Here is a 15,382-nt window from a genome sequence, read left to right as displayed (position 1 = left end):
ATGCCCTCAATAGTTTTCTTGCTAAGTCATGCTTTTATGCATAACGCTCGCCCAATACTTAGCCACATCCAACATTCGATTGGCGTAGCCCCATTCGTTATCAAACCAACATAATATTTTTACCATATGACCATCAATGACTTGTGTTTGAGTACCATCAATAATCACTGAACGTGGATCATGGTTAAAATCCACCGAGGCATGCGCCTCTTTTGTGAACCCCATTAGACCAGCGTATTTGTCATGCGCGGCCTGTTGTAACTGCGCGTTGATCTGTTCGACGGTAACAGGCTGCTCGGTTCGTAGCACCAGATCAATCAGAGACACATTCAAGGTCGGAACACGCACCGCGTTACAACCCATTTTGCCATCCAACTCTGGCATCAAACGAGTAATGCCTCGCGCCAAACCTGTATCCACTGGGATAATAGAACTTAATGCAGCTCGCGTTAAACGCAGATCTTTAGTGTGATAACCATCGATAACCGGTTGGTCATTCATCGCCGAGTGAATCGTTTGACTAGTACCATGCACCACACCTGCAAACCGCTGAATCGTATCTAACACAGGGATAAGGCAGTTGGTGGTACAAGAGGCCGCCGAGACAATCTGATGTTGCGCCGTCAACTCACGATGATTGAAACCATACACCAAGGTACTATCAACATCGGAACCCGCTGGTTGTGACAAAAGTAATCTCGGTACACCCGCGTCTAAATAGGCTTGCGCGCCGTTACGATCACTAAAACTGCCAGAACACTCTAACACGAGGTCGAGCGCCAACGACTGCCAATCCACACCCTCTGGATGCGCACTCGAAAAACACTGAATGGTGTCATCACCGATTTGTAACGTATTGCCTTGCGTCGCAACAGACTGGGGAAAACGACCATGCGTCGTATCATAACGGGTGAGATAACTCATTGTCTCAACATCAGACAATTCGTTAATTGCCACCACTTGAATGTGGTCGCGGAAATTATTTTCGTATAAGGCTCGTAATACTGAACGCCCTATTCGACCATAGCCATTAATAGCGACTCGCAACATAGTCCTACTACTTCATCGCAAAAGGAAAGAAAAAAGAGACGCGTACGCGCGTCTCTTTTCAGTGTTGATCAGAATTACGCCGTTAGAATTTTTTCTGCCGTCGCAACCACATTTTCAACGGTGAAACCAAAGTGCTTAAGCAAATCACCACCCGGTGCTGACTCACCAAAAGTAGACATACCCACCATTGCACCTTCGAAGCCAACGTACTTGTACCAGTAGTCCACATGCGCCGCTTCAATGGCAACACGCTTAGTAACGGCCGCAGGCAATACCGACTCTTTATAAGCCGCGTCTTGTGCATCAAACGTGCTAGTTGAAGGCATTGAAACCACTCGTACTTTTTTCCCTTTCGCGGTTAACGCTTCTGCAGAAGACATTGCCAAGCCCACTTCAGAGCCCGTCGCGATCAAAATAAGCTCTGGCGTACCCGCACAATCTTGCAACACATAACCACCTTTCGCGACGTTCGCTAGAGTCGCGGCATCACGCGCTTGCGCTGGTAGACCTTGGCGAGAGAACACCAACGACGTTGGACCATCACGACGTTCGATCGCCGCTTTCCAAGCAACCGCCGTTTCGGCCGCATCACATGGACGCCAAACCGACATATTCGGGGTCATTCGCAAGTTAGCAAGCTGTTCAATTGGTTGGTGAGTTGGACCATCTTCCCCTTGACCGATAGAGTCATGGGTGTAAACAAAAACGTTCTGGATACCCATCAAAGCGGACATACGTACCGCATTACGTGCGTACTCCATGAACATCATGAAGGTCGCACCATAATTGATGAAACCACCGTGCAAAGAGGCACCGTTCATGATGCCACTCATACCAAACTCACGCACACCGTAGTATACGTAGTTACCAGCAGGGTCATCTTGAATGCCTTTAGAACCAGACCAAAGCGTCAAGTTAGAGCCGGCAAGGTCAGCGGAACCACCTAACAATTCAGGCAAGATGGCACCGAATACGCCAATGGCATTTTGTGACGCTTTACGACTGGCAATGCTTTCGCCTTTATCTTGGCACTCTTGAATGAACGCTTGCGCCTTTTCTTCAAAGTCCGCAGGCAAATCACCCTTAATCACACGACGCTCAAATTCCGCCGCCAATTCAGGGTAAGCCGCTTGGTAGGCAGCAAACTTAGTTTGCCATTCTGTTTCACGAGCCGCGCCGGCTTCTTTTGCATCCCAACCAGCATACACATCAGCTGGCACTTCAAATGGCGCATGCGGCCAACCTAAGAACTCACGAGCGGCAGCAATTTCGGCGTCACCAAGTGGCGCACCATGACAATCATGACTACCAGATTTATTCGGTGAACCAAAGCCAATGATGGTTTTGCAACAAATCAATGTTGGCTTACCGGTTTCAGCTTTTGCCGCATCAATTGCGGCTTTAATGGCTTCAGGATCATGTCCATCCACATCCGCAATAACATGCCAGCCATAAGACTCAAAACGCTTCGGCGTGTCATCGGTAAACCAGCCTTCAACATGACCATCAATGGAAATACCATTGTCATCCCAAAAAGCGACTAATTTGCCCAAGCCTAACGTACCAGCAAGTGAACAAGCTTCATGAGAGATGCCTTCCATCAAGCAGCCATCACCTAAGAAACAGTAAGTATTGTGATCAACTACGTCATGACCTTCGCGGTTAAACTGCGCCGCCAACGTTTTTTCAGCAATTGCCATACCAACCGCGTTACTGATACCAGCACCCAATGGGCCCGTGGTGGTTTCAACGCCGTCGGTATAACCGTATTCTGGGTGACCTGGTGTTTTAGAATGTAATTGACGGAATTGTTTTAGCTCTTCGATTGGCAAGTTATAGCCAGACAAATGCAATAAAGAATAAATCAACATAGAACCATGGCCGTTCGACAAAACAAAACGATCACGGTCAACCCATTTAGCATTAGAAGGGTTATGCTTTAAATAATCGTTCCATAGTACTTCGGCAATATCAGCCATCCCCATTGGAGCACCTGGGTGACCTGAGTTAGCTTTTTGTACGGCGTCCATACTGAGTGCGCGTATGGCGTTAGCAAGTTGTTTCCGAGACGACATGTTGGTTCCACTCCTGGTAGCTTAACGAACAATAGAAAGAACATTCTCCATAGGGTAAAGCCAGCATGCAATGCCAACCCTACACATTTGCCTCATTTTTGGGCCAAGAAAAAGTATTCTCATTAAATCTGCACCATCCTAACAAAAAAACCGTCTCTTGCCTCATATAAATCCACTTTTCATCTTGCCATCTGTGCAATTTTCGGCCATCATTCGTCACTACAGCGTCGATTTGTTTCGGCTTGCGGACGCTATATAAAATCAGCTAAACAGAAGCAGCACAGATGCCTGTTTAGCGACCTACATGCTAAGCGGGTTTTTTTATGCCTTTTTAGCGCTTTTTCATTTTTTGATTGAGGCACTAAACATGTCAGAATATTCATTATTTACTTCAGAATCCGTTTCTGAAGGTCACCCAGATAAAATCGCCGACCAAGTCTCCGATGCCATTCTTGATGCCATTCTGGCCGAAGACACAGAAGCGCGAGTCGCCTGTGAAACCCTAGTAAAAACCGGCATGGTATTGGTTGCTGGTGAAGTCCGTACTAATGCTTGGGTCGACATTGAAGAAATCGCACGCGGCGTGATCCGTGAAATTGGCTACAACAGTTCCGACATGGGCTTCGACTGGGAGTCGTGCGCCGTGATGAACGCCATCGGCAAGCAGTCTGCAGACATTGCCGTGGGCGTTGATGAAGCGGGTGAGAAAGAACTGGGCGCAGGCGACCAAGGTTTGATGTTTGGCTTCGCCACTAACGAAACCGATGTTTTGATGCCAGCTCCTATCACCTACGCGCATCGTCTAGTTGAACGCCAAGCTCAGGTTCGTAAAAACGGCACTCTAGATTTCTTACGTCCTGACGCCAAAAGTCAGGTAACTTTCCGTTATGACGAACACGGCAAACCTTGTGCTATCGATGCGGTGGTTTTATCGACACAACACAGTGCGGCGATTAAACAAGCAGATCTACGTGAAGCCGTGATGGAAGAAATCATCAAACCAGTTTTACCAGAAGAATGGCTCTCAAAAGAAACCAAATACTTCATCAACCCCACTGGCCAATTTATTATTGGCGGTCCTGTTGGAGATTGTGGTTTAACTGGTCGTAAAATCATCGTGGATACCTATGGTGGCATGGCTCGTCATGGCGGCGGCGCTTTTTCCGGTAAAGACCCATCCAAAGTTGACCGCTCCGCCGCTTATGCTGGCCGTTACGTGGCGAAAAACATCGTCGCTGCCGGCTTAGCTGATAAGTGTGAGATTCAAGTATCTTACGCCATCGGCGTGGCAGAACCGACGTCTATCAGCATCAACACATTTGGCACTGGCAAAATTAGTGATGCAAAAATTGTCGAGTTAGTACGCGAACTGTTTGATTTACGTCCAGCAGGTTTGATTAAAATGTTGGATCTAAAACGTCCAATATATCTACCAACAGCGGCCTATGGTCACTTTGGTCGTACTGGTGACAACTTCACCTGGGAAAAAACCGATAAAGCCGAACTGTTACGTCAAGCCGCTGGTTTATAATTGCGTTAATTTCCGCTATAAAAAGCCTTCTTGTGTTAATGCACAAGAAGGCTTTTGTGTTTTTATCTCTTTATCATTAGGACAAGGTATGCGAATCCCACGAATTTATATCAATGCAGAACTAAGCGAAAACCAAACGCTCACCTTGCCTGACACCAGTTTCCAACATTTATGTAAAGTATTAAGACTCAAGTCTGACCACCCTTTACGTGTCTTTAATGGCCAAGGCGGTCAATACCACGCCACGCTGTGTGATGTAGAAAAACGCACAGCAAACATTGCGATCGGTGCATTTGAACCCCTAGATAATGAATCTGCCGTGAAAGTCACCATAGGTCAGACTTTATCCCGTGGTGAACGGATGGACTATGCGATTCAAAAGTCAGTTGAAGCTGGCGTCTTTGCCATTCAACCCTTATTAAGCGAACGTTGTGAAGTTAAGCTCGAAGACAAACGCATGGAAAAACGCCTCTCTCATTGGCAACAAGTGGCCATCAGCGCCGCGGAACAATGTGGCCGAGGTTTAGTACCTGTAGTTTATCCTCCCATTGAGTTAACCGAATGGACTGAGAATTGTAACAATATGTTAAAATTCACCTTACACCATCACAGTGCCAAACCCATCAAACAATTTGATCTACCCAGTCAAAAACACATTGCTTTGCTCATTGGGCCAGAGGGTGGATTAACCGAAAACGAAGTGCAACACGCTGAAAATCAAGGGTTTAATCCAATTACATTAGGGCCGAGAGTGTTACGTACAGAAACCGCTCCAGTGGTCGCACTGAGCGTTATTCAAACCCTATGGGGTGATATCCACTAAACGTACAGTTTTATCATGGCTAACAGAACTGCTACATATTCTTGAAGAAAATCCCTTTAAGATTTAGCCAGTGAAGTTTTAAGGACACGCGATCATATGTTTTACCGAATTGCTTTAACTTGCCTGCTCTACATAGGGACATTTGCTCTGCCTGCAAACAGCTATGCACTGACATTAGAAGAAGCCACTTACACCGCCATTGAAAACAGTCCAACTGTCATGCAAGCCATCGCCAAATATCGCGAATCTAAAGACAATGCAGACCTCGCACGACGTAACGGCTATTACCCAAGCGTTGATTTGGCGGCTGGTATTGGTCATGAAACCACATATGGTGACGACGATTCCTCAGATGACATAGGCTTGACTCGACGCGAACTGTCATTATCTCTGAATCAACCCATTTTCAGTGGTTTCAGCACACAGAATGAAGTGGATCGTTTACACAACGAGGCGGAAGCCGATCGTTGGAGTGCTCTGATATCAGTTGAAGATACCGCGCTTGAAGTTGCTCAAGCGTATGCCAACATTTTACGCTTCCGTGAACTAGTCAATTTGGCCGAAATGAACCTAGAGACACACCAGCGCATCTACAAACAAATCAAATTGAAAACGGATACGGGTATTGGTCGACAATCCGATCTCAGCCAGATCACCGCTCGTTTAGCAAAAGCACATGCCAACCATTTAGCCGCTGTAAACAATTTACGCGATGCCGAAAGCAACTACAATAAAGTCGTCGGTGAAATGCCACCAAAAGACCTGATCTACCCGGTACCTGATCGTGCTATATTACCTGAAGATTTGGACAGTGCCATTCAGCAAGCTTTGTCAAAAAATCCAGCGATTGAAGGCGCCTATTGGGATATTGCGGCAACCGAGAGCATCCAGAAGATTGCTGAAGCGGATAAATATCCCAACATCAATTTCGTCTTAGAAAGAACTTGGAACAATAACATTGATGGCGATGAAGGTCCGAGTGAAGACTTGATCGCCATGATTCGATTGAATTACAACCTTTATAATGGCGGTTCATATAAGCGTAAAAAATACGCGGCGGAACAGCAAAACATTCAAGCCACGGAAATCCGTCGTAACACCATACGTGATACCGAACTCACGGTTCGATTGGCTTGGGCGGCCTTTGAAGCCACCACCGGTCAAAAAGAACACATTCGTCAATATGTCATTGCCACCAAAGAGTCGCAAGTGGCTTACGAAAAGCAATTTCGCCTTGGTCGCCGCACACTCCTAGACGTTCTAGACAGTGAAAATGAACTCTTTCAAGCACGCCAAGACTATGTCAATGCTGACTACGATGAACTCTTTTCTGAATTCCGTTTGTTCAACGCCAAAGGCGAACTAATGCGCGCCTTCCGAATTTATCGTCCACCACTACTGGGGTTCGAAGACGAGTTTGTCACGCCGCAGACAAACGCTCAGCAAAAACAAAGTGCGACAGAGGATCTGCAATCCATTGAATCTAACGTGGTGCCAGCCAATACCCCTGACACAACCGATGTCACTACATCAACAGAGAATCAAACGCCGCAGGAAAGTGAGTTATTCCTAGAGGCCGATGAAAACTCCGGCAGTTGGTAAGGTCGAAAGGGCGGATTTTTATTCGCCCTTTTTATTGAGAATTCACTTTGACCTTAGCAAAAGCGAAAAGCACATTACAGAATCTCTCTCACTGATTCAAACTATTAAAAAAACTGGGCTGTTTTTTCTTCTCAGCGCCCCCATATTTCTATAGCATCAATAGATATTACTCGGCTATTTCTAAACACTGCCGTCTACTCATTTTGAGGAAGCACCACAATGACCATTAAACTCGGCATGGTAATGGATCCAATTTCATCCATTAACTACAAAAAAGACACCTCCCTCGCCATGTTATGGGCCGCCGCTGAAAAAGGCTGGGAACTCATTTACATGGAACAAAAAGATCTCTTTCTAGACAATGGCAAAGCGTATGCCATGGCTCGCTCTTTAAGCGTTCATAAGGACCCTGAGCATTTCTACGACCTTGGCGAAGAGAAACGTATTGCCTTGGGAGACTTAGACGTTATTTTAATGCGTAAGGACCCACCATTTGATGGGGAGTTTGTTTACAGCACCATGATTCTTGAACAAGCAGAACGAGATGGCTGCATGGTGGTAAACGATCCAAAAAGCCTACGCGATTGCAACGAAAAACTGTTTGCGACTCAGTTTCCTCAGTGTTGCCCACCCGTATTGGTCACACGTCGTGCAGATTTACTGAAAAGCTTTCATCAGGAACATGGCGATGTGATTTTCAAACCATTGGATGGTATGGGAGGCACCTCTATTTTCCGTCTAAAACCCGATGATTCAAATGTCAGTGTCATCATTGAAACGCTTACCAATATGGGCCAAGAACAGATCATGGCGCAAAAGTTTATCCCTGAAATCAAACAAGGTGACAAACGCATCTTAGTGGTGGATGGCGAACCTGTACCTTATGCTCTGGCACGTATTCCAGCCTCCGGAGAAACTCGTGGTAACTTAGCCGCTGGCGGTCGCGGAGAAGGTCGTCCTTTAACGGATCGAGATCGTTGGATTTGCCAACAAGTGATCCCCTCATTAAAAGAAAAGGGCTTACTCTTTGTTGGCTTAGATGTCATCGGTGATTATTTAACGGAAATTAATGTCACCAGCCCAACTTGTGTCAGGGAATTAGACAATCAATTTGATCTAAACATTGCCATGACGTTGATTGAAGCCATAGAGAAACGCTTAATCTAATATCATGCGAGTTGTCGATAAATTTTCCGTTACCCTCTTCATTGCCATTAGCCTGCATTTGCTAATGGCAATGCTGGTCAGTTTCGACTTCGAATTACCCGCCCCCAAGCCCAACACGCTCGAAGTCACCTTAGTTCAGCATACTAGTAAAGCGCCATTAGAAGCGGACTTCATTGCTCAAGCAAACCAAGAGGCAAGTGGGACTGAGTTACGAAAACAGAAACTGACCACCACCGAAGAAGCACAGTTTTTATCCGATAACATTCAAGACATTTCGCCGCCAGTACAACCACAGCTGGCCTCAGCGGAACCCATTGAAGAGCCCAGTTTATTAGCCACGCAAGACCAACAGGCCGTCCTTGAAGTGGCCAAAGAAGTTGAGCAGGAGCCAAAAACATTAGAAGAACGTTTCCGAGGGGAAACTCAAATCCCCAGTCATTTATCCAATGACATTGCCACCTTAGAAGCCTTACTGGATAAGCAACGTCAATCCTACGCCAAACGCCCTCGCATTAGACGCCTGACATCCGTTTCAGCGAAAGCCGCAGTCGATGCAAAATATTTAGACGATTGGCGTCGTCGAATTGAACGGATTGGTAACATCCATTACCCAGAAGAAGCAAAACGCAATCACTTATATGGAGAGTTACGTCTGGCGGTTATTATCTTACCGAATGGCTATGTGGACGATATCGAAGTCCTGCATTCTTCTGGTGTGCGAGTATTGGATGACGCAGCCATGAGAATCGTCCGTCTTGCAGAACCTTTCCAAGTCTTTCCCAGTGAACTCAAAAAGGAAGTGGATAAGCTTGAGATCATCCGCACCTGGCGCTTTATTCCTGGTAACCAATTACGCAGCCAATAAAACGCTTTAACAACACAATGACGTACAAACCGCAGGCACAAAAAAGCCCTCACGAAGAGGGCCTTTTAATGTCAATTTTATTTAATCGAATTGACCGTCGCCCATGGCGACACGAATTTTCTTCATCGCATTCTTTTCAAGTTGGCGAATACGCTCTGCGGAGACTCCATATTCATCCGCCAATTCATGCAGAGTCGATTTACCATCAGACAACCAACGTTGTACCAAAATATTTCGACTACGCTCATCAAGATCTGCCATCGCAAGCTCAAGACGCTGATTAGAGTCCTCTTCCCAATTGCCATTTTCTAGCAACATAGCTGGGTCAGAGCGATGATCCTCTAGGAACTGAGAAGGCGCTTGGTAAGCGCTATCATCATCGTCATCAGCAGACGCGTCGAACGCCATGTCAGACGCACTTAAGCGACCTTCCATTTGACGGACAACCTCTGGCGTGACACCAAGATCACTGGCAACCGACTCCACCTCAGAATTACTAAACCAAGACAGGCTTTTCTTCGCACTGCGAAGATTAAAGAACATCTTACGCTGCGCTTTAGTGGTCGCCACTTTCACAATGCGCCAGTTTTTCAGAATAAATTCATGTATTTCGGCTTTAATCCAATGTACTGCAAACGACACCAGACGCACACCCACTTCTGGATTAAAACGCTTCACCGCTTTCATCAAGCCGACGTTTCCTTCTTGGATCAAGTCACCTTGAGCTAAACCGTAACCAGAGTAACTTTTCGCAATGTGCACAACAAATCTCAGGTGCGACATAACCAGTGTACGGGCCGCTTCTAAGTCTTCTTGATAATACAAACGTTCTGCCAGTGCTTTTTCTTCCTCCGCTGTCAGAATTGGAATCCGACCAACGGTTTGTATATACGACTCAAGGTTTTGACCTGGAGTCATCATATCGATAGGCTGAAGAGCTTTACTCATCTCTATTTCCACCTTTTAATTTTTCATACTCTGTATGACAAAATACTAACAAGTTAATTCTGCGTATGTGTGACATAAATGTGAATAAAACGTGGCGAATTCAATTTGGACGAAACACGCCTGTTTAGGTCACTGCAGTTCAATATTGGCAATGTGTCGGTTGACCGCAATCCAAGCCCCAAAAACACCAACACATGCACTAATAGTTAAACATAAAACAATCTCATCTGCATTAAAAGTCTGCAGTTGAAAGTCGCTTTGATATAAATCAATCAAGCGCTCAGCTGGTGCACTTACCCACCAGCTAAGTACCAGAATACAAAGGCTTGCGAACACGCCGCCTAACATTCCAAACCAAAATCCCATGTACAAAAAAGGCCGACGAATATAAGCATCCGTTGCACCAACCAACTTCATGACCAAAACCTCATCACGGCGGCTTTCAACCGCCACTCGAATGGTATTACCCACAATTAACAACACGGCAATCACCAGTAATACAGACAAAGCGTATGAAAAACGTTGTCCAAAACTCAGTATATTGGCAAGGCGCTGTAACCATTGTGCATCTAATTCGGCGATGTCTACTTCCGGCTTGGTCGCTAATTCATCTCGTAACGCCTGCAAGCTCGACAAGGTCGTGACATCCACCGCTTCTCTCGGGATCACTCTTAGCACAATCGGCAAAGGATTTTCTGACAAGGAAGAAAGTGTCTGCTCATAACCACTAGAACGCTCAAAGTAACGTAAGCCTTCTTCTTTAGAAATGTATTCCACAGACGCGACATCGGGTTGCGCCGAAATCTGATGGGACAGAGCCAAAGCCTCCGTGTCTTCCAAATTAGGGAAGAGGTAAAGCGTAATAACGGACTGCCTTTCCCATTGGTCGGTGACCGTTTGGACATTTTTTAGTGCTACATAGAGCCCACCCGGTAAAGACAAGGCAATGGCAATCACCATCACCGTCATCACACTGGCCAGAGGGTAACTGAGCAAACGCATAAAACTTTCTTTCAAGGTCGTTTTATGCTGTTGAAAATATAAGCTCGCGTTAAAACGGGAACGTGTCGGCCAATGGTGCTTCGAAGCTTTTACTGATGCACGCGTGGCGCCTCGCTGACTTGGCTTTTGTGCCATTAAGCGAACCCCCCATCATTGACCATACGACCTTGGTTTAAAGTCAATACTCGATGTCGCATGCGCGCCACTAATGCCAAATCATGACTCGCCACCAACACAGTCACACCGACACGATTAAACTCTTGGAATAGATTCATGATTTCAGCAGACAACTTGGGGTCAAGGTTACCTGTCGGTTCATCGGCCAGCAGCAATTGCGGTTTATTCACCACCGCTCGTGCAATGCCCACGCGCTGTTGCTCACCACCCGACAGTGCCATTGGATTGAATTTTTCTTTGTCCAATAGCCCTACTTTATCTAGAGCTGCGCGGACTCGTTTCGCAATCTGTTCGTGATCAGCGCCACTGACTTGCAGAGGCAAAGCCACGTTATGAAACACACTGCGATCCAATAACAATTGGTGATTTTGAAACACAACCCCAACACGACGACGATGTTGTGGAATCGCTCGTCGGCTTAAGGTGCGCAAATCCACACCATCAATCAGAATTTGCCCGGAAGTCTGACGCTCAATCATCATCATGAGTTTCATCAGTGTACTTTTGCCGGCGCCAGAGTGGCCAGTCAAAAAGGCCATTTCACCTTGCTGCAAATGAAAACTCACTTGCGATAAGGCTTCTTGGCCACTGTCGTATTTCTTACCAACGCGCTGAAATTCTATTTCCACTCTGCTTCACTGTCCTGATTGTTAGATGACTTGTGTCTAGTCTTGATCCCCTGTGAACAGAGCATCAATAAATTCTTGCGCCACGAAAGGGCGCAGATCATCAGCCTGTTCACCAACGCCGATATAACGTATTGGCAGGCCAAATTGTTTCGCTATCGCAAAGATAATACCGCCTTTTGCAGTACCATCAAGTTTCGTTAAAGTGATGCCGCTGACGCCAACCGCTTCTGAAAACAACTTAGCTTGACTGATGGCATTCTGACCAGTTCCCGCATCCAATACCAGCATAACTTCATGCGGCGCTTGCTGATCGAGCTTTTTCATCACACGAACGACTTTCGACAACTCATTCATGAGGTTTTGTTTGTTTTGCAAACGGCCAGCCGTATCGGCGATGACAACATCAATGTTTTTCGCTTTTGCCGACTCAATCGCATCGTAAATCACCGATGCCGAATCCGCGCCAGTATGTTGCGCAACCACAGGCACATTATTACGCTCACCCCATACTTCTAATTGCTCCACAGCCGCGGCACGGAAAGTATCACCCGCGGCAAGCATCACACTCTTACCTTCAGCTTGATACTTCTTCGCTAACTTGCCAATGGTGGTGGTTTTGCCCACACCATTCACCCCCACCATCAAGATCACAAACGGTCCATCTGCGTTAGTCGGTTCCAACTCTTGTTGGGATTGCCCTAGAATCGCCGCCATGTCCGCTTTTAAATGCGTTAACAAAGCGTCCGCATCTTTTAGTTCTTTGCGGTTAAGCTTTTCCGTCAGACCCTCTATTAAGGTACGAGTCGCATCAATGCCGACATCCGCCATCAACAACTGTGTTTCCAGCTCTTCAATCAGCTCATCGTCTACTTTTCTACTGCCACTAACGATTGAGGACAAACCTTTGCCCAGACCACTTCGTGTACGAGTGAGACCGGATTTAATACGCTCAGACCAAGACAAAGTCGAGACCTCTTCTGCCACGTCGGCCGGAGCAACAACGACTTCTTGTTGTCGATTCGCTTCCACTGAGGCGTTTTCGGCCTCATGCAAACCTTCCGCCGCGTTAGTGTCGACAGTTTCTTGTGATTCAACCGACGATTCTTGGACATTTTGAGCTTCTGCATCCTGTTTTTTTGCTTGCTCGATATCTGCACTCATTTTTTTCACAAAACGACGACGAATCACAAACGCCAACAAGGCCATCAAGGCGCCAATCACCATAGGAACATAACGGGCGTATTCACCAAGATAGGGAGTAAAAAAAGCAATAATCTGATTAACAACTTCCATTCAATTCATCTCTTTGTTTTGGCTGATGCAGTAAACACCAGTGAAATGCTATCATAAGGACTTGCGCCATTGTGATGGACGCAGAAAATGACTATTTTATCATCATTCTGATTCGCAATCAGGCCTGTTTTCACACAAATTGCCCTGTTAACAGGCTGTCTAAAGGTTCACTATGCGCGACAAAAGCAAGCCTCTTTTTAGCCGCCCCGTATTAGCGGCGATTATGCTGTTCTCCACACTGGCGATTTGGCTACTCAATCTCACCGCGCCAAGCGCGAAATTGCCGACCCCCAACATTGAGCAATGGACCACAGACTCTGGCATTCCTGTCGTTTGGCTTAATCAAGACGCCTGGCAAGGCAGCGACAAACTCGAGATTCGTTTTTCTTTTCGCGCGGTGACCACAGACACAAAATTGATTCAATCGACACTCGCCATGCTGATGAGTGATGCGCTGCCGCTTAGTACGGCATCGGTAAATCAAAGATTGTCTCCTTTAGCTGCTAAGGCGACTACTTACTATGATCACGAAAACCAAATTCTTGGATTAACCGTCAGTAACAACCCGTCATACCTCATCCCAAGCCTCAAGCTCACCAAGAGCTGGTTGACGCAGACGGCCTTCAAAAGTCGCACTTTCGACAATTGGCAAGGACGCAACCCTTACCAACAAACCGTTCAACATGAGTTAGAGCAGATACTGTTTTTTCAACAAAACACGACACCGATCAATCAAATCACCCTGTCCGACGTTAAAGAGTATTATCAAAAAATGACGCAATCGGTCGCGACGATTTATCTGGTTGGCGACATGTCCGAGCAAAGCCAGAACATTGTGAAAGCCGGTTTAAATGCCATTACAGAGCAATTCTCCCCCATTTTCGCGGCTAACAAGAGTGGTTCTGAAGCCATTGATTTGACTTCCCTAAGTGCCCTGATTCAACAAAATCAGGGCGTCTTATGGCAAACCCGAAGCGCTCTTGCTCTGTCACCCGTTAACACGGTGCAACAGTGGCTTAGTTTGCAGATTTGGGGAACCGATCTCGTCGACAGTTTGAACGCCCAAGAACATATCGACTTTGTTCAACTCGCCTTAGCCCTATCTCCTCATCACCCATGGGTATGGTGGAACGTACAATACAGTCAGGCCAATCAGTATGCTGACGTCAGTAACATTACAACAGGAGAACCAGACATCAGCCTAAAAAGCTTTGTATTTGTTGAACAGGTTCCTTCTATTAAGAATAAAAAAAGATTTGAGCAATTACTGGAGAACCTCATAATTCAGTTAGAAGAAAACACCTTATCCCCCACCTGGTGGAGTGTCATTGCGGGGCAATTCACTCATCAAGACAGTAAGTTAACACTGGAAACTTTCGCACAAGACTACAAAGAAGCCGTCGACAATTTCCGCTATGAAGACTACCAATTGGCTTTAAGACAATTAATCAATGCGCAAACTTACCAAGAGATTCAGGTTTACCAATAATGAGAAAACACGCCTCTAACCACCACGCCAGCAAGACCAAAACCAAGGTAAGCAAACTCCGTATTATTGCTGGAGAATGGCGTTCTCGTCAGTTACCCATACCCAATGTCGAAGGTTTGCGACCCACACCAGATCGAGTACGTGAAACCCTGTTTAATTGGATCAATCCATATCTGCCTGGCGCGGTCTGCGCGGACTTATTTTGTGGCTCTGGAGCCCTAGGTTTAGAAGCCTTGTCCCGTGGTGCCAAGCATTTAACCTTTGTTGATAGCGCCAAATTAGTCACCAAACAAATGACCGACAACTTGGCCACCTTGCAAGCACAGCAAGCCCAAGTCATTCAACAAACAGCGGATGCTTATCTAAGCCAACCTGCCAATCAAGCATTTGATATCGTATTTCTGGATCCGCCATTTCGAAAAGGTTGGCTGGAAAAAATCATTCCTCTGTTAGAGCAAGGATGGCTAGCCGAACGAGCGTTGGTCTACATTGAAATGGAAAAAGAAACGCCTCTCACTGCCTTACCGGAACATTGGCAACTCAGCAAAGAAAAAGTCGCTGGGCAACTTGTTTACCGTCTATTTGACGTATCGCGTCCACGTTAAATAAGCGCTATTGATAACCTTTTCCAAATGCGTTTGCCCCATTAAGAGGCAAACGCCCCCTATCATCGACTAGCTCCCCTAGACACCGTCTGTCTCAGCGCAAGCCATTGATATGTGCACGGTATT

Annotated in this window: 13 protein-coding genes and 1 riboswitch; of the genes, 7 read left to right on the top strand and 6 right to left on the bottom strand. The window is 46.3% G+C overall.

Going from position 1 to position 15,382, the window contains the following annotated elements; translation table 11 throughout:
• Positions 1 to 21 precede the first annotated feature (21 nt).
• Positions 22 to 1,050 carry a type I glyceraldehyde-3-phosphate dehydrogenase gene (locus OA79_RS15775; RefSeq protein WP_063334200.1) on the bottom strand — a complete coding sequence of 343 codons (1,029 nt, stop codon included), beginning with the start codon at positions 1,048 to 1,050 and terminating at the stop codon, positions 22 to 24.
• Positions 1,051 to 1,124: 74 nt separating this feature from the next.
• Positions 1,125 to 3,125, bottom strand: coding sequence for a transketolase (gene tkt / locus OA79_RS15770; RefSeq protein WP_063334199.1), 2,001 nt, complete (start codon positions 3,123 to 3,125; stop codon positions 1,125 to 1,127).
• 214 nt (positions 3,126 to 3,339) lie between these two features.
• Positions 3,340 to 3,415, top strand: a riboswitch (SAM riboswitch).
• Between the two features lie 77 nt (positions 3,416 to 3,492).
• Between tkt and metK the strand changes: the two genes are divergently transcribed.
• The 5 genes from metK to OA79_RS15745 all read left to right on the top strand — a co-directional run bounded on the left by metK (position 3,493) and on the right by OA79_RS15745 (position 9,113).
• Positions 3,493 to 4,656 carry a methionine adenosyltransferase gene (gene metK, locus OA79_RS15765; RefSeq protein WP_063334216.1) on the top strand — a complete coding sequence of 388 codons (1,164 nt, stop codon included), beginning with the start codon at positions 3,493 to 3,495 and terminating at the stop codon, positions 4,654 to 4,656.
• Between the two features lie 88 nt (positions 4,657 to 4,744).
• A complete protein-coding gene (locus tag OA79_RS15760) occupies positions 4,745 to 5,479 on the top strand; it encodes a 16S rRNA (uracil(1498)-N(3))-methyltransferase (protein WP_063334198.1) in 735 nt (244 codons plus the stop codon).
• Positions 5,480 to 5,575: 96 nt separating this feature from the next.
• Positions 5,576 to 7,081, top strand: a complete 1,506-nt coding sequence (locus tag OA79_RS15755) for a TolC family outer membrane protein (protein ID WP_063334197.1) — start codon at positions 5,576 to 5,578, stop codon at positions 7,079 to 7,081.
• A gap of 219 nt (positions 7,082 to 7,300) precedes the next feature.
• Complete coding sequence (gene gshB, locus OA79_RS15750) at positions 7,301 to 8,248, top strand: glutathione synthase (RefSeq protein WP_063334196.1); 948 nt, start codon at positions 7,301 to 7,303, stop codon at positions 8,246 to 8,248.
• Positions 8,249 to 8,252: 4 nt separating this feature from the next.
• A complete protein-coding gene (locus OA79_RS15745; protein ID WP_063334195.1) occupies positions 8,253 to 9,113 on the top strand; it encodes an energy transducer TonB in 861 nt (286 codons plus the stop codon).
• 81 nt (positions 9,114 to 9,194) lie between these two features.
• On the opposite strand, the gene rpoH is transcribed toward OA79_RS15745, so the two are convergent.
• The 4 genes from rpoH to ftsY all read right to left on the bottom strand — a co-directional run bounded on the left by rpoH (position 9,195) and on the right by ftsY (position 13,162).
• Positions 9,195 to 10,061 (bottom strand): RNA polymerase sigma factor RpoH, encoded by an 867-nt coding sequence (rpoH, locus tag OA79_RS15740; RefSeq protein ID WP_063334194.1) that lies wholly within the window; start codon positions 10,059 to 10,061, stop codon positions 9,195 to 9,197.
• Positions 10,062 to 10,190: 129 nt separating this feature from the next.
• Positions 10,191 to 11,198 (bottom strand): permease-like cell division protein FtsX, encoded by a 1,008-nt coding sequence (ftsX, locus tag OA79_RS15735; protein WP_063334193.1) that lies wholly within the window; start codon positions 11,196 to 11,198, stop codon positions 10,191 to 10,193.
• Positions 11,198 to 11,869 carry a cell division ATP-binding protein FtsE gene (gene ftsE / locus OA79_RS15730; protein ID WP_063334192.1) on the bottom strand — a complete coding sequence of 224 codons (672 nt, stop codon included), beginning with the start codon at positions 11,867 to 11,869 and terminating at the stop codon, positions 11,198 to 11,200. Before ftsE ends, ftsX begins: the two co-directional genes overlap by 1 nt.
• Before the next feature lie 36 nt (positions 11,870 to 11,905).
• The gene (ftsY, locus tag OA79_RS15725; protein ID WP_063334191.1) at positions 11,906 to 13,162 is read right to left on the bottom strand and encodes a signal recognition particle-docking protein FtsY; all 1,257 of its coding nucleotides are present in this window, start codon (positions 13,160 to 13,162) and stop codon (positions 11,906 to 11,908) included.
• A 172-nt stretch (positions 13,163 to 13,334) separates the two neighbouring features.
• Between ftsY and OA79_RS15720 the strand changes: the two genes are divergently transcribed.
• Positions 13,335 to 14,651 (top strand): insulinase family protein, encoded by a 1,317-nt coding sequence (locus tag OA79_RS15720; protein WP_063334190.1) that lies wholly within the window; start codon positions 13,335 to 13,337, stop codon positions 14,649 to 14,651.
• Complete coding sequence (gene rsmD, locus OA79_RS15715) at positions 14,651 to 15,256, top strand: 16S rRNA (guanine(966)-N(2))-methyltransferase RsmD (protein ID WP_082825507.1); 606 nt, start codon at positions 14,651 to 14,653, stop codon at positions 15,254 to 15,256. Before OA79_RS15720 ends, rsmD begins: the two co-directional genes overlap by 1 nt.
• Positions 15,257 to 15,382: the final 126 nt, after the last annotated feature.

Origin of the sequence: Marinomonas sp. TW1 (assembly GCF_001625355.1) — a bacterium.
GTDB lineage: Bacteria > Pseudomonadota > Gammaproteobacteria > Pseudomonadales > Marinomonadaceae > Marinomonas.
Note: the sequence above shows the minus strand (reverse complement) of the source record. Positions and strands in the feature narration are given on the sequence as shown.